This is a genomic window from Halanaerobium sp. ST460_2HS_T2 (assembly GCF_003337665.1).
Taxonomy (GTDB): Bacteria; Bacillota; Halanaerobiia; order Halanaerobiales; family Halanaerobiaceae; genus Halanaerobium; species Halanaerobium kushneri.
This window is the reverse complement of sequence record NZ_QPJF01000001.1, coordinates 51,269-72,015: the sequence shown is the minus strand read 5'-3', so window position 1 is coordinate 72,015 and position 20,747 is coordinate 51,269. Positions and strand designations below refer to the sequence as shown.

Sequence of the window (20,747 nt, the reverse complement as noted above, 5' to 3'; positions counted from 1 at the left end):
AGATGTCATAATCAGGAAGTGAAAAAAATGAGGAATTATATTATAAAAAGATTACTGCTTTTGATTCCTATAATTTTTATTGTAGCTGTAATTGCTTTTTTTATTACAAATTTGATGCCCGGTGATCCGGTTCGTGTTATATTAGGCAATATGGCAACAGAAACTGAAGTTGCAAGGGTAAAAGAGAGTCTTGGTTTAGATCAACCCTTAATTATGAGATTTTTTAGATGGCTGGCAAATATAATAAAAGGAGATTTTGGTGAATCACTGTATTTAAATGCTCCGGTTGCAAAAGTTTTGATTGAGCGGATGAGGCCCACCTTTTTAATTGCTATTCTGGCTGAAATACTGGGGATAAGTGTCGGTATTCTTCTGGGTATACTGGCAGCAGTCAACCACAGAAAAATTTTAGACCAATTTTCGATTACTGTTTCTCTTTTAGGAATTTCGATACCCAGCTTCTGGCTGGCTTTGATGTTAATGTTTGTCTTTTCTGTCAGATTGGGCTGGTTTCCTGTAAGCGGCTATGAACCTTTTATTGAGGTTGGATTTAGTAGTTTTCGCTATTTAATTTTACCTGCAATAACACTGGCCTTTATGCAGGCAGGCCTAATTGCAAGAATGACTAGAAGTGCCATGCTTGATACTCTCAAACAGGATTATATAAGGACAGCCAAAAGCAAAGGCTTATCAACTAAAATTATTGTTTTTAAACATGCTTTAAAAAATTCTATGCTGCCGGTAATTACTGTAATTGGTCATAACTTTGCAGTGTTGCTGGGAGGAACCTGGATTGTAGAGACTATTTTTGTGATACCCGGTACTGGTTTTATGGCGATAAATGCGATTATGCGACGAGACATACCTGTTATTCAGGCTTCGATTATCTTTGTAGCAGTTATTTATGTGATTTTGAATTTGTTTGTTGACTTAAGCTATGCTTTTTTAAACCCAAAAATTCGCTATCATTAAGGGGTAATAAATTGTTATTTTTAAAGAAATATAAAAGATATAAACATCCATATATCACAACCTCAATAATTATTCTGATTATTATTGCTTTTTTAAGTCTTTTTGCTCCTCTGCTGACAGACTATAATCCTGTTCGTAATGATGCTCGCAATCGACTTCAGCCACCTTCTTATCAGCATTTTCTGGGCACAGACCAGTTTGGTCGTGATGTTTTTACGCGTATTCTTTATGGAATTCGAACTTCGATGGAGGTTGGACTGGCAGTTGTGCTGCTAACAGTCATTTTTGGTGGGATTGTGGGAGTGATGGCAGGATATTATTCCCAAATAGATAAAATTGTAATGCGGATTCTGGATGCCTTGATGGCGTTTCCCGGAATTATTATCGCCATTTCGCTGGCAGCTATCTGGGGAGCTGGTAAATTAAATATTATCCTTGCCCTATCTTTTGCCTATTTTCCCAAGATGGCAAGAATAGTTCGGAGTGCTGTAATATCAATTAAAGATCTGGATTATGTTGATTCTGCCAGATCTGTAGGGGCAAAGGATTCAAGAATAATCTTTAAATATATATTAAAAAATTCGGCATCTCCAATCATGGTTCAGGCCACTTTTAATTTTGCTTTAGCCATTTTGGATGAGGCGGCATTGAGTTTTTTGGGGGTTGGTATTATGCCACCTGCTCCAAGTTTAGGAGCTATGGTTACAGATGCCAGGACATACATGGTAGTTGCGCCCTGGATGATACTTGCTCCAGGTATAATGATTATTTTAGCAGTTCTTTCCTTAAACTTACTGGGAGATGGACTGAGAGATTTGTTGGACCCACATTTAAAGAACACATTAAAAAAATAGAGGGGTGGAAAAATGAGGAGAAAAATAAAGATTACGGCTGTTGTTTTAATGACATTAGTTTTTTCACTGTTATTGAGCGGCAATGTTCTGGCTCAGGAAGAAGACCATTATGGTGGCACTCTTAATGCAGCGCTTCAGATGTCTGTAGCCCACCTGGATAGTGATAATTCAACTGATTCTCTGATTACAGCTATGATGAATCATGTATATGAAGGACTTTTTGAATTTGATGAAAATCTTAATTTAACTCCCCATCTGGCTGAAAGCTACCAGATAGGAGAAGATGGTCTTGTTTATGACGTTAAATTAAGAGAAAATGTGACAATGCACAATGGTCAGACGATGAATGCTGATGATGTAATTGCTTCTTTTAAAAGGTGGCTGGAGCTGAATAACGGTGGTCAGCTTGTTTCACCATATTTTGATAGGGTGGAAAAGATTGACCAATATAATATCCGTTTTAAATTTAAAGAGCCTTATGCTCCATTTTTGAATATTTTGGCTTCTCCAGTTTCTAATCAGAAGTTTGTTGTAAGAGCAGAAGAAGTTGTCAATGAATTTGGTTCTGATGTTATTGACCGCCATGTTGGTACTGGACCATATAAATATGAGGAATGGGTACCTGACCAGAAATTGGTCTTAACCCGATTTGAAGATTACAGTCCCAGTCCTCGGGAAGGTTCATTTTTTGCTGGTGAAAGAATTCCTTATTTAGATAAGATTGTATTTAATTTTATTCCTGATGCTCAGGTGAGAGTCTCTGGTGTACAGACAGGTCAGTTCCATTTTGCAGAGGAGGTTCCAAGAGATCAGTATTCTTTATTTGAAGCCAATCCTAATATAGATAATGTGATTATTTATCCGGATCGGATGTCAATGTTGATTTTTAATAATGCTAATCCACCTTTTGATAATAAATATGCGCGCCAGGCAATAGCATATGCACTCGATTTTGAAGAGTTGGGTTATGCTATGATTGGAAACCCTAAATTCTGGCGTTTAGAACCCGCCTTACATGAGGAAGGAAATCCCTGGCATGTTCCTGACGCTGGTAAAGGGATCTATGGAGTTTACGATCCTGAAAAAGCAAAAGAACTTCTTGACAGGGCAGGCTACGATGGAAGTCCAATAGTCATCTTAAGTGGTCAGGATAACGCTATGGAAAGACAGGGAGCAATTGCTATTCAGGATCAGCTTGAGAAGATTGGGGTAGAAGTTGAACTGCAGCTTTTTGATCGGCCCACTGTTGTAGAAAGAAGAGCTAAAAAAGAAGGCTGGCATATTCATCTATCTCCCTTTATTAAAATAGTTCCTGATCCCCAAATTCATCAGGGATGGACCGGTACAAACAAATGGATTAGCAATTGGGATAGCGAAGAATCACGAGAGATGGATCAGATTTTTGCAGAAATGCTGAAAGAAGTTGATCAGGAAAAGAGATATAAAATTGTAGAGCGAATGGAAGCAAAACTCTGGGATGCAGTTCCCTACTTTAATATTTTAGATTACAGCCGTCTGCATATTAAAAGAGCTGAACTCAAAAATTTCAAGGGCAGCTGGCAGCCGTTTTTCTGGAACACTTACCTGGAATAACTTTTCCAGTACTGGTAGCTATATATTAAAGTACAAAATGAATAAAAAAGCAGCAGTAAGAGGTCAATAAATTCCTCAAATCTGCTGCTTTTCTTACATAAAACGACATATTTTTGGTGGTACACAGTATCTGCATATTATTCAGCTTTGGGTATCTTATAATTTATTTTATTGAAAAAGTTTCCTAAAAGAATAGAACTAATAATAACCAGCGGAAGTGAGACACCAATTCTAATTGCTGTAAATTTGATGCCCAGAATTGATGCTTCCATAATACTCATCGGAATCATCACTAAAGAAGCTGCTGTAACATAGGTAAAGATTGAAGAATAATTTGCTCCTTTATGGTAGAGAGTATTAGCCACAGGAAAAGCAACAAAAGTTCCTCCAACTGTGGTGGCTGCCAGCAGTATAGCATAGATATATTTTTTAAAACCAGAAGTGTGACCAAAATTATTTTCAATACTTTCTCTGCTGACCCAGACATCAAATAAACCAATCAGGATAAATGCTGGGGGCAGAATAGAAACCATATCACGGGCGAAGATCATAAAATTTGCTCCAATTTTTTCACCTAAATTAAAATTCAAAAAATAAGAACCAGCAATAAAGGCTGCAAAAACAGCAAAAATATAGTAATTAATTTTATTATTTTTTTTCTTAGCCATTAGATTAACACCTCTCCGTATAGTATTCCTGTAGCAACTGCAATTATAGCCGAAATTATGAATCCAGCAATATTACGCCATACTGTTGCTTTGATTCCAAAGTATTCTTTTTCTACGGGGTAAGTAGCAACTCCAACCAGCATTAATGTAGTAATGAAAGCAGCTACTACCATATAATTGACACCTCTTGAGACCAGTATTCCTGCAAGTGGGTAGGCAATAAAACCAGGCATCATAGTAATTGAGCCAATAATTAATCCCATAATTAGACCAACAAAAGGAGCCTGTCCTCCCAGGTAGTTGATAATAAATTGGTCTGAGATCAGTAATATAAAAGATAAAATAATTAATAATTTAAGATAAGTCCCCAGAATTTTTGAGAACTTTTTCCAGCCGATTTTTAAACCCTGGACTGTCTTTTGACGATCTGCAAAAAATGAAATCAATACTGCAATTCCTGCAATATAATAAAGTGTGTACATTTATTTCTCCTCCTTTATAATACCCTTATAGGGTATCGCTATATTTATCATATGTTTAAAACAGCAGAAAAAAAGTAAAACAGATTACAATTTTTAAAATTATATCGCAAAAAATTGATATTTTATGAAGAAAGTATGAATTTTAGTCAGATAATTTGTTTGAACTGAATTAATGTATTATAATGAGCATTAGAAAAAGGAGGTAATATAAAATGAAAAAGAAATTAAGTATTTTATTAGTATTAACATTATTAGTTTTTGCTTTTGCACCTGCTTTAACTCTTGCCCAGGACACAACAGAAGATGGTCAGGAAACAGTTATTGATGATAATCAGGAAACTGTAACTGATGATCAAGAACCTGCCGATGATACAGATCAGGAAAATTTAGGGGATGAGGAATCCGCAGATGATCAGAACCAGGAAGAATCAGACATTGAAGAAGAACTTGATCAAACTTATCAAAACTTAGAAGAGCTGCTTGCAGATCTGGAATCAAATGAAGATTTAACAAGTGTAGAAAGAGTCACTTTAGAAAGAAAATTAATTGAATACGATGAAAACTTAAATATTGATAGTATTTCTTCTGTAGTTGATAAAATTTTAGCAGATGAAATTGATCTGGGTCAGGGATTTGTGATTTTAAACAATATTCAGGAGAGTGTGAAAAATGGTTTTGAAGAGGACAGGGCCTTAAAACTTATTAACAACTTTGAGGAAGAAGGTAACGGCCAATTAGCTTTTCAAACTGCTCTCGAATTACGCAAAATAAGTCGTGAAGATAGAGATGGAGAACAGGCATCAGCATTTGCTGATGAGGTGGATTCTATTATCAAAGAAAATGGAAGTATTGAAAATTCCGAATTAAAACAGCTGGCTGCAGAGTATAGAAAAGAAGCCAGAAAAGAAGAGCGAGAAAAAATGAAAGTTGAAAGAGAAAACAATTCAAATTCAATCTCTGATAATTCTTACGACCAGGAAAAAGAAAATAATGCGGTCGGAAATGGCCTGAATAAAGATAATAAAGGTAAAGGAAACTCTGAACATTCAAAAACAAAAGCTAAAGAAAAAGATAAGTCTCCCAATGATAATGCAAATCAAAACGCAAAATAAAAAAAGAAATTCCCTGCTGTAAAAGGCAGGGTTTTTTTCTTGTAATAACCACTGTTAAATGTTAAAGGTAAATTTCTAAATTAAATATGGAGAAAAGTGCGACAAATAGCAGTTCTACCTACAAAAAACCTTGCAAAATTGCGTTGAAAAATATATACTTGTGATAGCATTATTAATCTAAGCAGCAATATAAGAATATAAGGAGGAAATACGATGTCTGCAGAGAAAAAAGTCCAGTCAAAAGATGAATCAAGACTGAAACTTGATATTAACAATGTTTTTGCGGAAATGATTGGTAAGGAACATGGGATGACAGTTGAAGAATTAGAGGAAGCAAAGGATAAAGCACTTAAAGCACATCAGAATATCCTGAAAGCTGAGGCTGAGGGTGAGATGGGTTTTATGGAACTTCCTTATAAACAGAAGGAAGTCGTAAATGAATTGAAAGAAACAGCCGAAAAATTAAAAGACAAATTTGATAATTTTGTAGTTCTTGGTATTGGTGGATCTGCCCTCGGTAATATTGCGGTTCAGACTGCAATTAATGACCCCCACTATAATTTGTTTAAAGAAGCTCGTAATGGCTATCCACGACTTTTTGTAAGTGATAATGTTGATCCAGAGGGAATTAAAGCTCTACTGGATAAACTTGATCCGGAAAAAACTCTTTTTAATGTAATTTCTAAATCAGGCAGTACAGCCGAAACTATGAGTCAGTTTTTACTGGCCCGTAAATTTGTTGCTGATGCTGTTGGAGAAGAAAAAGTGGGAGAACACTTTATTGCTACAACCAGTAAAGATTCTGGATATTTGATTGAGATTGCCGAAAGAGAAGGAATGAAAAAATTCTTTATTCCTGATAATGTAGGAGGAAGATTCTCAGTTCTAACACCGGTGGGACTTCTTTCTGCTGCTATGACCGGGGTAGATATTGAAGAACTGCTCGAGGGTGCAGCTTATATGGATCAGATCTGTCGCAAAAGTGATTTCTGGGAAAATCCAGCTCTGGTTAATGGTTTAATTCAGTATTTAGCTTATAAAAAAGGTAAAGTAATGTCTGTAATGATGCCCTACTCTGATCGTTTGCGTGATGTGGCCGACTGGTATAGACAGTTATGGGCAGAATCACTGGGAAAAGAAGTTGACCGTCAGGGTAATACAGTAAATGTTGGTCCAACTCCAATTAAAGCTCTGGGAGCAACTGATCAGCATTCACAGGCCCAGTTATATATGGAGGGACCATTTGATAAGATTATTACCTTCCTTGAGGTAGAAAACTTTGCTGAAGAATTAGAGATTCCAGGTGCTTATAAAGATCTTGATGGAGTTGGTTATCTGGGAGGACACAGTTTTGCAGAGTTAATTAATACTGAAAAATGGGCAACAGAACTTGCTTTAAATAAGAGAAATAGAATGAACCAGACTGTTAAAGTTCCTGAGGTAAATGAGTTTACTCTGGGACAGTTATTTTATTTCTTTGAATTTCAGACAGCTGTAACAGGAGAACTGCTCAATATTAATACATTTAATCAGCCTGGAGTTGAACTGGGTAAAAATTATACTTATGGTATTTTTGGTCGTGATGGCTATCAGGATAAAAAAGATGAATTTGATAGTTCTGCAGAGCATAAAGACGATTTGATTCTGTAAAAGGATTTAAAAATTATATTGAAAGTAAATTATTATAAGTAGGTAAGTCTATCCACCCGAATTGATTTTGGGTGGATAACTTTGCTTATTCTAATTTAATTAATGTCGGAGGAATTACTATGAGCAAGGAAACTCGGGAGAATAACAAAATACAGAAGGAAAAGCTTTTTAAAGATACTGTGCCGCGCTCAAGGGTGCAGCTTGATATTGTTAAAAGAGTCAGGGCGGCAATTGATAATATGCCAGCAGAACTTCCTGAAAAGATAATTTCATATCAGGATGTTATTAGAGAGGATGGCGAATATTATCTTCTTTATCGAGGTAGTGAAAATCTAGAACCGCTGGCAGAATATTTAAATAAAAATTCTTTTAAGGCACAGCTGCTGATTGAGGAATTTAAAGAAACTCTTGCTCTGTTAAAAGATATTCAGCTGGTCAAAGATATTTTTCCTGCGGGTATTAATGCTTCTAATTTTTGGATTGATGGAGATAAAAACATTTATCTGATGCCGGAAGCTATGCTGCGCAGCAAGAGAAACTATAATGAATTTGAGCTGGAGATTCCCAGCCAGGATTATTTTATGCCCCCGGAAGTGATTACAGGCGAAGACTGGCAGCTGAAATCTTATATTTTTAATATCGCATCGGTTTTTTATTATTTTTTAAGTGGAGAGACTATTTTTAGTGATCGGGATAATGCAAAAGTTTTAAATAAAATTCAGAATGAAAATATTCTGGTTCTTAAAGCACTGGTTCCTAAGTTAAGTGACAGCCTCAATCAATTATTTATGGAAATGCTGGCTAGGGAACAGGAAAAACGTCCAGAAATTAACTATCTTATTGAAGAAATAAAAAGAGCTAAAGCTGAGAACAATTTTGAATTGGAAGCTTTTTTAGAAAGAAAAAATTTAATTGACAGTAAGATAATCAAAAAGAAAAGACGAAATGAAAATATTAAACTCTTTTTTCGCCATAGCTGGAAGGTGATTTTGTTTTTTACAATTATTGGTGGCGGATTAATCTGGGGTTTAACTACAGGTTCACCAGCAACCATTACTGCTGAAAATACTGCTGGAGAGGTTGTTAATTATTTTTACGAAGCCATAGCAACAAAGAATATTAATCTTGCCAATGAAGCTGCAGATTTTGAACTGGGTGAGATGGAGAGAATGATTTCGGAAACCCATGTAATTGAAAAGATGCAGCAGGCTTATGGTGGTGACCCCGAGCAGGGGGGAGAGGTTAATGAAATTTATAGTCTGGAAAATCTTAAAATTAAAGAGCTTTCCACAACTGAAAAAAGATCTCAATTTAGAGCCTCTTATGAGTTTAATTTTCGAGATCGAGAAGGACATTATAGTTATCAGATGCAGGATGAACTAATTGTAGAAAAAATTGATGGGATCTGGAGAATAACAGCAGTTGAAGGTAGTTTGAAAGCTATGATTGCTGGCAAATATCCCTGGAGGGAAGAATAATGGCTAAAAATATTTTTGCAGAAAATGATTATACAAAAATTAAAAATAGATTGATAGATTGGTTGCAGACTGGGGTGAAAAATGCTGGTTTAAAAGGAGCTGTTGTTGGCCTGAGTGGCGGTATTGATTCTTCTGTTACAGCCCGTCTCTGTCAGCTGGCTTTTGGTGACGAGATGCTTGGGGTAGTTATGCCCTGTCATTCAAATGCTCAGGATCGTGAAGATGCTCTTAAACTTGCTGCTGAATTTGGAATTGAGGTAGTTGAAAATGATCTTAGTGAGATTTATGATCATTTTTTAGCTAATTTAGAACAAAGTGGAATTAAAGGTGGCAAACTAGCAGCGGCTAATATTAAGCCCCGTTTGCGAATGACTGCTTTATATTATTATGCTCAGGCTAAAGATTATCTGGTTGTCGGTACCGATAACTGGAGTGAATTAAAAATTGGTTATTTTACCAAACATGGTGATGGTGGTATAGATCTTGCTCCACTGGGATCATTGGTCAAAAATGAGGTAAAAAAATTGGCAGAAGTACTGGAAATTCCTTCTGCAATAATTGATAAAAAACCATCTGCAGGCCTGTGGGATGGTCAGACTGATGAGTCAGAGATGGGCTTTAGTTATCAGGAACTGGACAGATATATTTTAACTGGTGAGGCAGAGCCAGAAATAGAGAAAAAAATCGAAAAACTTTCAGTAAAAAATAGTCATAAAGTAGCCCCAGTTCCTATACCAAGAAGAGAAGATATTGTTTAGAGATGGTTAAGGAGGGTTCTGAGTGAAAAATATTAAGTTTTCGCTATTTTTATTAATATTATTAATTTTTGCAGCTGCTATTCCGATATCTGCCCAGGAATTTCCTTTAAATTATACAGATGAGTTGGGGAGAGATATTACAATAAATAAAGAAGTTGAACGGATTATTACACTGGCCCCCGGAATGACTGAAGTGATCTATGCATTGGGTCTCGAGGACAAATTGGTTGCAGTAAGCTCTGCTTGTGATTATCCCAGCGAAGCTTTGCAGAAAGAAGATGTTGGGCGCATTGATGAACCCAATATTGAAAAAATAGTTGCTTTAGAACCTGATCTGGTAATAGCTGAGTCTGTAACTCCTATTGAGAGTTTGGAGAGACTGACAGAGCTGGGAATAAAAAATATTGGTTTTAAACCTGTCTCAATTAATGATACAATAAATATGATTGAAGAAATTGCTTATTTAACTTCTGCAGAGGAAGCTGGGACTGAGCTCAGTTCTAAGATGAAGGTCAATTATCAGCATCTAAGAGCTCTGGTAAAAGGTAAATTAAAAAATAATGATCGCAAAAGGGTTTTTTATGAAATCTGGTCAGACCCTCTATATACAGCGGGTCAAGGAACTTTTATTGATAGCTTGATTCAGGATGCTGGTGGTTATAATATTGGCAGAGAAGCTGAAGGCAGCTGGCCAACTTACAGCCTGGAAAGTCTAATTGCTGCTGATCCAGAAGTTTATATCAGCAGTGCTCACAGTGCTCCGGATGGTTTAACATTGGAAGATTTGAGGGGACGAGAGCTTTTCAGAGAAATTTCTGCTTTTAAAAATAATCGTCTGTATTTAGTTGATCAGAATTTGGTAAATAGACCTTCCCCAAGAATTATAGAGGGTTATAAGCAATTTATTCAGGCTATTTTTCCAGACTTAAAAGAGGAAATTAATTAGTTTTGTTGAATAGCAGATAGTGGTAGGAAAATTTTAAATCAATGCTGGAACGATTGAGAAATAAATTTTAAGTTTTTAAGCCTTTTGTAAAAGGTTATAAGTAAAAAATAAGACTAAGAGGTGATTTGATGAATTTATCAGATTTTACAATTGATGATTTTACAGAAATTGATGGTGGACAGTCTATAGGGAAGGTAGCTGTACTGCTGTCAATGGTTAATGATGAGTATGACAGCAAGATTATCGATGCCTATAAAAATGAAGGCTATAAGGCTGTAATAACCAGAGCCGGCGGTAAGGGTTCAAAACTGAAGGATAAAGTTTTGCGCAACTGTCTGGGAGCAGCAATTAAAGGTGATGTAATAACTGAATCAGTTCAGGACCAGCGTATTTTGACTCGCTGTGTAGAAAGGGCGATGATTGATTTTGATAAACCGCTTTCCGGGATCTCAGGTGCCGGAATCAAAATTGGAATTGTCAGTAAAGAACCACATCTGGCAGTAGCTCTTTACGGAAAACTCGGTATCCCTGGCTTAGATGTTGATCATGAAATTTCAGGAATGGGGATTCACTACTATGGACTCAGCAAAAGATAATAATCAAATTGAGATATTAAAAAGAGTATTTAAATATGTGTTACCATATAAAGGCAGGCTGGTAGGGGGAGTAATCTCCATGCTGGTTCATGCCTTTTTAACTGTTTTTTTTGTAAGAGTTTTTCAGGGGCTTTTAGAAACTATTATTTCTGATATTAATATGGGTAGAGAAGGTATGATTAGGCTTTCTATGGTTGCTGGAATGATGATTTTAGTTTATTTTCTTAAAGGGATAGCCTATTATGGAAAAAGTTATCTTGTAGCTTATGTTTCACAAAAATCAGTTAGAGACATCCGGAATGATCTCTATTCTCATCTCCACAATCTCTCTTTAAGCTTTTATAGTAAAAATAAAACAGGAGATATATTATCCCGGGTAACAAATGATGTGCAGCAGCTGGAAAGTTCAATGATCAATACTACTGTTGGCAGTATTGATAAAGTTTTTACGCTGGTTGGTGGTATACTTTATCTTGTTTATTTAAATTACCGCCTGACAATCTTTCTAATTATAATTTTGCCTTTAATTACATATGTAATTACTAAATTTAATTATAAGTTAAAGAAAGTCAGCCGCCGGGTTCAGATTAAGATTGCAGATGTTTCGGATGTACTGCAGGAAACGCTTTCGGCAGTACGAGTGGTCAAATCTTTTGGTCGGGAAGAATATGAGTTTGAGCGCTTTAGCAGTGAAAACCAGGCTAATTTTCGGGCTAAAATGAAAAAGACTCAGTATGGGGCAATCTTAACTCCACTGGTAGAATTTTTGGCTGCAATTTCTTTTACAGCTATTCTCTGGTATGGCGGCTATGAGGTTATGCAGGGGAGAATGTCTGCTTCAGAGTTAATTGCTTTTTTTACTCTGCTTTTAACAATTAGTGAACCTCTGCGTTCAATTACTAAATTAAGCAAAAGGTTGCAGCAGTTGTTTGCTTCAGCTGAGCGTGTTTTTGAGATTATGGATACTGAAAGTGAACTGCGCGAAGATGACGAAAATAAAATCGAGTTAAAAAAGGTTGAGGGAGAAGTAGTTTATGATAATGTCAGCTTTGCTTATAACCGAGATGAAGTTGTATTAAAAAATATTAATCTTACTGCCCGGCCGGGCGAAGTTGTGGCCCTGGTTGGTCACAGTGGAGCCGGTAAAACAACTATGGTTGATTTAATTCCCCGCTTTTTTGATCCGATTGAAGGGCGGATGCGCCTTGATGGTCATGACTTAAAGGATTTAAAAATTGACAGTCTGAGAGATTTTATTGGCATTGTTCCTCAGGAGACGATTTTATTTAGCGGTACTTTGAGAGATAATATTGCCTATGGTGATTTAGAAGCTGACGAAGAAGCTATTCAAAAAGCTGCCAAAGCAGCCAATGCTCATGATTTTATCATGGGATTTCCTGACGGTTATGACACTGTAGTTGGGGAAAGAGGAGTTGGACTTTCTGGTGGCCAGAAACAGAGGATTTCTATTGCACGGGCTATTCTTAAAAATCCTAAAATTTTAATTTTAGATGAGGCGACTTCTTCGCTTGATTCAGAATCAGAATCTCTGGTCCAGGAAGCTTTAGAACATTTAATGGAAAATAGAACAACTTTTATCATTGCTCACAGACTTTCTACTATCAAAAATGCTGATAAAATTGTGGTTGTAGAAAAGGGAGAGGTTATGGAAAAGGGGACACATCAGGATCTGCTGCAGAAGCAGGGAAAATATGCCTCTCTTTATCGGGGACAATTTATTGAGGCACCAGAGATTTAACTGTATTAAAATAACAAATCAGAAAAGAGGTGGGGTTAATGTCAGCAAAAATAGAAAAAGTCAAGCAAAAATTAATTCCACTTTTTGCTTATAATTTAATTAAATGGACAAATAAAAGTTATCAGCTTGAGGTTGAGGGCTGGGAGCCGGTTAAAGAATTACTGGCAGAGGGAGAGTCGCTAGTTTTTTCTAGCTGGCATGGTAAAAGCTGGGTTCCCGCTTATTTTTTGAAAGATTTAGGTGTTTACGCTCTGACCAGTCTGAGTCAGGATGGCAGTTATATGACTGAAATATTAAACCGGCTGGGCTGGAATACAGTCCGGGGGTCAAGCAGTAGAGGTGCCAGTCGTTCGCTGCTTTCACTGTATAGAAAGTTAAAGCAGGGAGCAAGTACAGCCCTGACTCCCGATGGACCCACAGGCCCTATTTATGAGATTAAGCCTGGCATTATATTTTTACAGGAGAAGGCAGATTCGATGCTTGTACCGTTGGGAGTGGATGCCCGCTGGAAAAAGAATTTTGCCAGCTGGGATCATTATCTGCTGCCAATTCCATTTAGTAAAACTGCCCTGGTTTTAGGTGAACCATTTCGTTTTGACCCTGATTTGGAGATGGAGCAAAAGCAGAAGATTTTAAAAGAAAAAATGGAAAAAGTAAATGCACGAGCGGCCGAAATAGTCAAAAAATGATGGTGGTATTAAATATATGAATAGTCTACGCAGATACTTAGAAAAAATTATAGATGGTTCTCAGACAGGAATAGTAGCGGCTATAATTCGCTGTATTTTATTTTTACTTTCACTGTTTTATTCACAGCTTGCCAAAATTAGATCAATTCTATATCAAAATAATATTTTAAAGAAAAAAACAGCCGATGTTCCGGTGATCAGTGTGGGAAATATTACTACCGGAGGTACTGGAAAAACCCCTTTTACAGCCTTTTTGGCTGAACAGTTGAAGGCAGATTATAGGATTGCTATTATTAGCCGTGGTTATGGGGCCTCAAAAGATGTTGAAGAACCTTTTTTGATTAAAGATAGAGATCAACTTTATGCTGATGCTGCTCGAGCGGGAGATGAGCTTTTTATGCTGGCCCGCAGAAATGATGATCTTATTTTTATTAGGTCTGCCAGTCGTTATCAGGGAACAAAACTGGCACAAGAAAAGGGTGCTGATTTAATTTTGCTTGATGATGGATTTCAGCATTATCAGCTTAAACGACAGGCAGATATAGTTTTGATTGATGCGGAAAAACCATTTTCTAATAACAGAGTTTTGCCAGCAGGATTATTAAGAGAACCTTTTGCTGCTTTAAAAAGAGCCGATCTTTTTCTTATAAATCGAAGTGAAAATGTTGATTTTAATCGAATTAAAGAGCTTAAAAACTCTTTAAATACTCTCAGCCCTTTAAACAAAGGTGTTTTCAGGGCAGAAACCAGGCTGGAAAGCTGTGTTTCTGTAGCTTCCCAGGTGCAGGAAAATCTCGACTTTTTAAAGGAGAAAAAGGTTTTTGCTTTTTCTGGAATTGGTAGCCCGGAAGCTTTTAAAAAGAGTATCGAAAGTGCAGGAGCAAGGGTAGTAAGTTACAGGATTTTTAAGGACCATTATAATTATCAAAAAGAAGATCTTTTAACTCTACTTGATCAGTATTCAGCTTCCCAGGCGGATCTAATTTTGACTACAGAAAAGGATGCTGTTAAATTATTTGATTTTGCAGATATGATTGGAGAGCTTCCATTTTATTTTTTAAAAATCTCTCTGGCAATAGAAAACAGGGAAGAATTACTGGAGATCATTAGAGCCCAAATTAAAAATGGCAGGGCTAAATAATAATTTGAGGTGGATTTGAAATGTCAAAATTAAAAACTGCTGCTCTGATACCTGCTCGCTATGCCTCTACTCGTTTTCCTGGTAAGGCGCTGGCAAAGATCAAGGGTAAAGCTATGATTGTAAGGGTTTATCAGGCAGTTGAAAAGTGTGAAATGATAGATCAGGTTTATGTGGCAACAGATGATTTGCGCATTAAAAATGCAGTTGAAACAGCAGGAGGTAAAGTTATTATGACTTCTGCCCGGCATCAGAGTGGGACTGATAGAATTGCTGAGGCAGCTGCTGAAATTGAAGCAGATTTAATTGTGAATATTCAGGGGGATGAACCTCTAATTAAAGCTGAAAGTATTGCCCGGGCTGTAGAGCCTTTTACAAAAGAAGATCAACTTAAAATGAGTACTTTGAAACGAGAAATTAGTGCTGATGAAGCCGCAAATCCAGATCTGGTTAAAGTAATAACTGATAAAGATGATTATGCAGTATACTTTTCGCGATCTCCCATTCCTTTTTATCGTAATGCCGGTGTAGATGAGCAGATCTATTATCAGCATATAGGCCTTTATGTTTACCGCAGAGATTTTCTGCTGCAGTATGCAGAGATGGAGCAAACTTTTTTAGAAAAGGCGGAGTCATTAGAACAACTTCGTGCTTTAGAGAATGGATTTAAGATTAAAGTTCTGGAAACTGATGCCAGGCTAATTGGTGTAGACAGAAGAGAAGATATCGAATTGGTCGAAAAAGAAATTGAGACTCGAAATAAAATTGAAAATTAATTTGAAATTAAAAATAGAGAATTAAATTTTCTGTAAGCAGATGGAGGTAAAAAATGTTTAAAAAAGTAAAGTTAGATGATGAGATAATCTTTGGTGATCAGGAAAAACCGTTTGTGCTTTTAGCGGGCCCCTGTGCCATTGAAGAAGAGGAGAGAGTTTTAAGAATTGCCGAGGGAATTAAAGAGATCACAGATAGACTTGGTATTCCCTATGTTTTTAAATCTTCTTTTGACAAAGCTAACCGTTCTTCAATTGAATCCTACCGGGGTCCCGGCCTGGAGAAGGGGTTAAGAATTTTAGAAAAAGTTAAAAAGCAGTTTGATCTTCCTGTGATTTCAGATATTCATTTACCTGAGCAGGCAGCAGCGGCAGCTGAAGTTCTCGATATTATGCAGATTCCTGCTTTTTTGTCCAGACAGACAGACATGCTGACGGCAGCCGGGAAAACAGGGAGTATAATTAATGTTAAAAAGGGACAATTTTTGGCTCCCTGGGACATAGATCAGGTTGTGGCTAAAATCGAAAGTACCGGTAATGAGCGGATTCTGTTAACAGAAAGAGGAGTTTCTTTTGGTTATAATAACTTAGTTGTTGATATGCGATCACTGCCAAGAATGCGAAAAACAGGCTACCCAGTTGTTTTTGATGCAACTCATGCTGTACAGCTTCCGGGAGGTGCAGGAGACAGTTCTGATGGAGAAAAAGAATATGTTCCCTATTTAATGAGAGCTGCTCTGGCGGCCGGAATTGATTCTTTATTTATGGAAGTTCATGATGAACCTGCGGTGGCTAAAAGTGATGGAGCAAATATGATTCCATTAGATCAGCTGGAAGGAATTTTAAAACAGGGGCTGGCAATTGATTCAGCAATGAAAAATTGTGAAGAAATAAATTTTTAAGTTAGGGTGAATAAAATGACTGTAAGCAATAGAGAAGAGAAATTTAAAACTGGACTTGCTGAAGCAAAAAATGCACTGCAGATAGAGGCAGATGCAGTTTTAAAATTAAAAAAGGAGCTTGACGGCAGTTTTAGAAAAGCAATGGAGCTGATTATAGACTCTCAGGGGAGAGTTGTTTTTTCTGGAGTTGGGAAAACAGGCCTGGTGGCCAAGAAACTGGCTGCTACTTTTTCCAGCACCGGTACTTCTGCTTTTTTTGTTCACGCTGGTGAAGCTCTTCATGGTGATCTGGGAATGATTAGAGCAGGTGATGTAGTAATTGCTGTATCTAACAGTGGTGAAACAGAAGAGGTGCTCTCCTTACTGCCTTCACTGCGTCGAATTGGTGTTACACTTATTGCCCTGACTGGAGATAGCAGTTCCACTCTGGCTGAACATGCAGATTTAGTTTTGCTGGCAGATGTAATTACAGAAGCCTGTCCCCATAATCTAGCTCCAACTGCGAGTACAACAGCTGCTCTGGCACTGGGAGATGCACTGGCAATCGCTTTATCTTCTTATTATGGTTTTACTCCGGAAGATTTTGCTCTTTATCATCCAGGTGGTTCTCTGGGAAGAAAATTGTTAACCAAGGTTAAGGATGTAATCAAAATCAGAGAGCAGAATCCTGTGGTTAAAATTGAAACTACAGTCCGAGAAGCATTATTTAGAATGACCGAGAGCCGGATGGGTTCAACTTCCATTGTTGATCAGGATGGAAAGCTTAGAGGAATAATTACTGATGGTGATATTAGACGTCTGTTAGAGAAATCTGCTGATTTTATTGATCGACCGGTTAAAGATTATATGACAGTTGATCCGATTTCGATTTCACCGGATAAATTGGCAGCAGAGGCACTGCAGATTATGGAATCTAAAGAGATTAATGATCTGCCTGTTGTAGAAGCTGGAAAGCCAGTTGCTATGTTGAATTTCCAGGATCTTTTACGAGCAAAAGTTTTTTAAATTTGAATTCTGATCACAAAATTATAATGAACAAAAGAGGCTAAATATGAAGGATAAAATTAGTATTTTTTTCTACAATATTTTTAGATTTTTATTAAAAAAAATGCCACCTGCTTTCGGAAAATTTTTAGGGAAATTGATTGCCGGTCTGGCTTATTTAATTACTCCTGGTCGGCGGAAACATTCGCAGCAGAATTTGATAAGGGCACTGGGGTTGGATAAAGAGGAAGCCAGAAAAATGATTAAAAAAGTTTATAAAAATCTGGGTTATGATTTTGCTGAATTTTTGCTGGAAGATACTTTTAGCAATCAAGATGTTGAACAGATGGTTGATTTTGATGGGCTTGAGTATTTAGATCAGGCACTTGCTGAAGGAAATGGGGTTATTATTTATACAGCTCATTTAGGAAACTGGGAGCTGCTGGGAGCAGTACTGGCTCTTAAAGGTTATCAAGTGCATTCAATTGCTCAGGAACAAAATAATTCTCTTTTTAACGAAAGGATTAATCAAATTCGCCGCAATGTTGGAGTCGGAATTATTCCTAAAGGTCTGTCAATTAGAAAGGCATTTAAAGTTTTGAAAGCCAATGAGATATTGGCAATACTGGGAGATCAGCATGCACGAAGTGATGGCTGGGAACTTGAATTTTTTAATCGACCTGCTTTAACTTTTCCCGGGGCTGTTAAATTTTCTCAGAGAACGGGAGCACCAATTGTTCCTCTTTTTTTTCACCGCCAGGGATGGCTGAAACATAAACTTAAATGTTATCCACCACGCAAAATCAAGGCTGAAGCTTCGGAAGCAGAATTAAAGGCTGAACTAAAGTCGCTGCTCGAGTTGACTGAAGAAGAAATAAAAAAAGAGCCGGCTGACTGGATGTGGCTGCATAAACGCTGGAAAACATATAATTAAAATTTTGAGGCTAATTTTTAGCTCAATGAGGGGGAGAAATATGTATTTTATTTATAATTTATTATTGTCTGTACTGACAGTTTTTTTACTTCCCTATTATTATTTCAAAAGCAAAAAAAGTGGAGAAAAACTTAATTTAAGAGAGCGTTTTGCTTTTTATGATCAGAATTTGGATCTTTTATTTCCGGCTCCTCAAGTTATCTGGATTCAGGCTGCTTCAGCTGGAGAAACACTTGCGGCACAAAAGTTGACGGCTGAGATTAGAGAGGAATATCCAGAGGCAAGAATTATTTTTTCGACAATGACAGCCAGTGGCAAAAACCTGGCTAAAAAGAAAATCGAGGGAGCTGATTTAATTATTTATCTTCCCTTTGATTTAAACTGGGTTGTAAAAAAAGCAGTTGGAATTTTTAAACCTGATCTATTTATTATGATTGAAACAGAACTCTGGCCTAATTTAATTAGAGCTCTGGATGATGGTGGATGTCAGATTATGCTGGTAAGTGGTCGAATAAGTGATGATTCTTTTAGCCAGTATAAATATCTGGGAACTGTTTTAGATGATATGTTAAAAAGAGTTGATCTATTCAGCATGCAGCACCAGGAAGCTGCAGAAAAAATTAAAGAGCTGGGTGCAGCAGAAGACCATATTTGTATTAATGGTAATTTAAAATATGATATTGATTTAAATCCCCCTTCGAAAGAAGAATATTTTCAAAAAACGAAGATGTTTAATATAACTGATCAGACAAAAGTTCTTATTGCAGGTAGTACCCATCAGGGAGAGGAAGAGATAATTCTCGATCTTTATCAGCAGCTTAAAACAGATTTTAAACATTTAAAGCTCTTACTGGCACCTCGCTATGTCGAAAGAAGAGAAGAAATTCTGGAGCTCTGTCGGAAAAGAGAAATAGCTGCAGCTTTATATTCGGATCTCAAACGAAATGTGATCCAGCTGTCAGAAGACACGGATATTATTATTGTTGATACTATGGGCGAACTGGCACAGCTTTATTTTTATGCAGATTTAGTTTTTATTGGAGGTTCTCTAATTGACAGGGGAGGACATAATGTAATCGAAGCAGCTGCCAGGGCTAAAGTTGTGTTATTTGGTCAGAGCATGTATAATTTCAAAGAAGAAAGAGACTTTCTTTTAGAAAATGAAGTTGGATTTGAAATTGAGGATGCAGCAGATTTTTTTGAAAAGACTTACCAGCTGCTGGCCAATGACCAGTACCGAAAACAGAGAGCAGAAAAAGCAGCGGAATTAATTGATCAAAATCGTGGTGCGGTAAAAAAACAACTGCAGCTGGTGGATGTGCTGTTAAAGCAGGGAGAAGATTATTATGATAGAAAATAGGGTAGAAAAGATTTTGATTGTCAGATTGAGTGCGATCGGAGATGTTATTCATTCTTTGCCTACAGCTTATGCTTTAAGGCAAAAACATCCTAATGCTCAGATAGACTGGCTTGTTGAAGAGCAATCATATCCACTGGTTAAATTAAATCCGTATCTAGATAATGTAATTATTTTACCACGCAAACGCTGGAAAAAATTAATTAACAAAGATTTCATAAAAGGAGTCAGATCATTCTTTTCTTTTTTTAAAAAATTAAGGGCTGAAAAATATGATATTACTTTAGATTTACAGGGCCTTTTTAAGAGTGCAATAAGTTCTTTTCTTGTAAATCCCAATTTGCGTATGGGGCCATCTGATGGGAGAGAATTAAGTACTTTATTTTATCAGGCAAAGATAGATCTTCCAGAAAAAAAGGGGCATCGTATTTATAAATATCTTCATTTTGCTGGAGCTCTTGAGGCAGAAATGAATGAGATAAACTATGGACTTAAGTTAACTCCGGTTATAAAAAGTAGAGTAAGTCGACTTTTTGAAGAAAATAAAATTGATGCTAAAAATAAAATTGTAGTTCTTAATCCTTTTACTAACTGGGAGTCTAAAAATTGGTTTTTGGAAAGTTATTTTAAGCTGGCTAATGAACTTATTAAAAAAGGATATTATGTTATATTTACAGGCAGCAGAGATGATAAGGACGCTATAGATAGTTTTGGAGCAGTTGAGCAAGATAAATATAGTAATCTGGCTGGTAAAACTGATCTGCAGGAATTAGCAGAAGTCTACAGAAGAGCAGCTTTATATATAGGTGGAGATACGGGCCCAACCCATCTTGCAGCTGCGGTTGGAATACCGGTGATAGCACTGATGGGACCTACTGATCCGGAGACTAATGGTCCTTTTGGTGAAGGCCATACAGTTATTCAGGATAATAGTCTGGAATGCATTCGCTGTTGGGACAGGCACTGCAGTCGCAATATGCAGTGTATGAAATCAATTAGTGTAGAACAGGTTTTGAGGATTGCTAAAAAGAAATTAAGTGATTAACATTAAAATGATCTGTTCAATTCCACTTTAAAATTGGATTGTATATTATACGGGGAA

Annotated in this window: 19 protein-coding genes and 1 pseudogene; 18 read left to right on the top strand and 2 right to left on the bottom strand. The window is 36.8% G+C overall.

All coding sequences use genetic code 11. The features are described from left to right. The first annotated feature begins 27 nt into the window (after positions 1 to 27). From DFR80_RS00330 to DFR80_RS00320, 3 genes are read left to right on the top strand one after another with little or no spacing between them, the layout of a single operon-like run. Entirely contained in the window at positions 28 to 972 is a 945-nt protein-coding gene (locus DFR80_RS00330) for an ABC transporter permease (protein ID WP_076546236.1), read from the top strand. An 11-nt stretch (positions 973 to 983) separates the two neighbouring features. Next, positions 984 to 1,826 (top strand): ABC transporter permease, encoded by an 843-nt coding sequence (locus tag DFR80_RS00325; RefSeq protein WP_076546235.1) that lies wholly within the window; start codon positions 984 to 986, stop codon positions 1,824 to 1,826. Between the two features lie 12 nt (positions 1,827 to 1,838). Then, positions 1,839 to 3,419 (top strand): ABC transporter substrate-binding protein, encoded by a 1,581-nt coding sequence (locus DFR80_RS00320; protein ID WP_076546234.1) that lies wholly within the window; start codon positions 1,839 to 1,841, stop codon positions 3,417 to 3,419. 137 nt (positions 3,420 to 3,556) lie between these two features. On the opposite strand, the gene DFR80_RS00315 is transcribed toward DFR80_RS00320, so the two are convergent. Together DFR80_RS00315 and DFR80_RS00310 are read right to left on the bottom strand one after the other, a co-directional pair. Next, on the bottom strand, positions 3,557 to 4,087 hold the full coding sequence (locus DFR80_RS00315; protein WP_114488869.1) for a permease: 531 nt from the start codon (positions 4,085 to 4,087) through the stop codon (positions 3,557 to 3,559). Further along, the gene (locus DFR80_RS00310; protein ID WP_076546232.1) at positions 4,087 to 4,569 is read right to left on the bottom strand and encodes a conserved protein, permease-related protein; all 483 of its coding nucleotides are present in this window, start codon (positions 4,567 to 4,569) and stop codon (positions 4,087 to 4,089) included. The genes DFR80_RS00315 and DFR80_RS00310 overlap by 1 nt, the downstream gene beginning before the upstream one ends. 212 nt (positions 4,570 to 4,781) lie before the next feature. Here DFR80_RS00310 and DFR80_RS00305 point away from each other — a divergent pair, with 212 nt between their 5' ends. From DFR80_RS00305 to waaF, 15 genes and pseudogenes are all read left to right on the top strand, one after another. Further along, positions 4,782 to 5,681, top strand: a complete 900-nt coding sequence (locus DFR80_RS00305; protein WP_114488868.1) for a hypothetical protein — start codon at positions 4,782 to 4,784, stop codon at positions 5,679 to 5,681. 213 nt (positions 5,682 to 5,894) lie between these two features. Beyond that, positions 5,895 to 7,331, top strand: a complete 1,437-nt coding sequence (locus DFR80_RS00300; protein ID WP_076546055.1) for a glucose-6-phosphate isomerase — start codon at positions 5,895 to 5,897, stop codon at positions 7,329 to 7,331. 119 nt (positions 7,332 to 7,450) lie between these two features. Then, positions 7,451 to 8,809 (top strand): hypothetical protein, encoded by a 1,359-nt coding sequence (locus DFR80_RS00295; protein WP_076546056.1) that lies wholly within the window; start codon positions 7,451 to 7,453, stop codon positions 8,807 to 8,809. Then, a complete protein-coding gene (gene nadE, locus DFR80_RS00290) occupies positions 8,809 to 9,567 on the top strand; it encodes an NAD(+) synthase (RefSeq protein ID WP_076546057.1) in 759 nt (252 codons plus the stop codon). The genes DFR80_RS00295 and nadE overlap by 1 nt, the downstream gene beginning before the upstream one ends. A 22-nt stretch (positions 9,568 to 9,589) precedes the next feature. After that, the gene (locus DFR80_RS00285) at positions 9,590 to 10,513 is read left to right on the top strand and encodes an ABC transporter substrate-binding protein (RefSeq protein WP_076546058.1); all 924 of its coding nucleotides are present in this window, start codon (positions 9,590 to 9,592) and stop codon (positions 10,511 to 10,513) included. Between the two features lie 128 nt (positions 10,514 to 10,641). After that, entirely contained in the window at positions 10,642 to 11,109 is a 468-nt protein-coding gene (locus DFR80_RS00280) for a HutP family protein (protein WP_076546059.1), read from the top strand. After that, positions 11,090 to 12,868 carry an ABC transporter ATP-binding protein gene (locus DFR80_RS00275; RefSeq protein ID WP_114488867.1) on the top strand — a complete coding sequence of 593 codons (1,779 nt, stop codon included), beginning with the start codon at positions 11,090 to 11,092 and terminating at the stop codon, positions 12,866 to 12,868. Before DFR80_RS00280 ends, DFR80_RS00275 begins: the two co-directional genes overlap by 20 nt. Positions 12,869 to 12,906: 38 nt before the next feature. Further along, positions 12,907 to 13,557, top strand: coding sequence for a lysophospholipid acyltransferase family protein (locus tag DFR80_RS00270; protein ID WP_076546061.1), 651 nt, complete (start codon positions 12,907 to 12,909; stop codon positions 13,555 to 13,557). Between the two features lie 16 nt (positions 13,558 to 13,573). Beyond that, entirely contained in the window at positions 13,574 to 14,698 is a 1,125-nt protein-coding gene (lpxK, locus tag DFR80_RS00265) for a tetraacyldisaccharide 4'-kinase (protein ID WP_076546062.1), read from the top strand. 20 nt (positions 14,699 to 14,718) lie between these two features. After that, positions 14,719 to 15,471 (top strand): 3-deoxy-manno-octulosonate cytidylyltransferase, encoded by a 753-nt coding sequence (gene kdsB, locus DFR80_RS00260; protein ID WP_076546063.1) that lies wholly within the window; start codon positions 14,719 to 14,721, stop codon positions 15,469 to 15,471. A gap of 53 nt (positions 15,472 to 15,524) precedes the next feature. Next, a complete protein-coding gene (kdsA, locus tag DFR80_RS00255; protein ID WP_114488866.1) occupies positions 15,525 to 16,370 on the top strand; it encodes a 3-deoxy-8-phosphooctulonate synthase in 846 nt (281 codons plus the stop codon). Between the two features lie 15 nt (positions 16,371 to 16,385). Then, positions 16,386 to 17,375 (top strand): SIS domain-containing protein, encoded by a 990-nt coding sequence (locus DFR80_RS00250; RefSeq protein ID WP_076546065.1) that lies wholly within the window; start codon positions 16,386 to 16,388, stop codon positions 17,373 to 17,375. Positions 17,376 to 17,418: 43 nt separating this feature from the next. After that, positions 17,419 to 18,288, top strand: a pseudogene (locus DFR80_RS00245) (lysophospholipid acyltransferase family protein); the annotation flags it as partial. Positions 18,289 to 18,328: 40 nt separating this feature from the next. Then, positions 18,329 to 19,648, top strand: a complete 1,320-nt coding sequence (locus DFR80_RS00240; protein WP_114488865.1) for a 3-deoxy-D-manno-octulosonic acid transferase — start codon at positions 18,329 to 18,331, stop codon at positions 19,646 to 19,648. Then, a complete protein-coding gene (waaF, locus tag DFR80_RS00235; protein WP_076546068.1) occupies positions 19,635 to 20,690 on the top strand; it encodes a lipopolysaccharide heptosyltransferase II in 1,056 nt (351 codons plus the stop codon). Before DFR80_RS00240 ends, waaF begins: the two co-directional genes overlap by 14 nt. Positions 20,691 to 20,747 lie beyond the last annotated feature (57 nt).